This window comes from Pontibacter roseus DSM 17521 (assembly GCF_000373265.1).
Taxonomy (GTDB): Bacteria; Bacteroidota; Bacteroidia; order Cytophagales; family Hymenobacteraceae; genus Pontibacter; species Pontibacter roseus.
In genome coordinates, this window is sequence record NZ_KB890761.1 from 970,457 (window position 1) to 970,833 (window position 377).

The 377-nt window shown below is 60.7% G+C and carries 1 protein-coding gene; it reads left to right on the forward strand.

The genetic code is table 11. The annotated features are described in order from the left end of the window. Positions 1-377 (forward strand): delta-60 repeat domain-containing protein (locus tag B051_RS20870; RefSeq protein ID WP_033316646.1); only part of this gene is annotated, 377 nt, incomplete at both ends.

Consider the following 377-nt stretch of genomic DNA (forward strand, 5'->3'; position numbering starts at 1 on the left):
ACCTCGTTCAACGGCACGCCCCGCAGCTTTATCGCGCGCCTCAATGCCGACGGCACGCTCGACGCCTCCTTCAACCCGGGCACTGGATTTAACAGAGAATTGTATTCACTGGCTCTGCAACCAGACGGCAAAGTGCTGGTAGGAGGAAATTTCTTCTCGTTCAACGGTACGCCCCGCAACTTTATCGCACGCCTCAACGCCGACGGCACGCTCGACGCCTCCTTCAACCCGGGCTCCGGATTCACTGATTATGTAGTGTCTCTTGCCTTTCAGCCGGACGGGAAGGTGCTGGTAGGGGGGAGTTTCACCTCGTTCAACGGCACGCCCCGCAGCCGCATCGCGCGCCTCAACGCCGACGGCACGCTCGACGCCTCCTT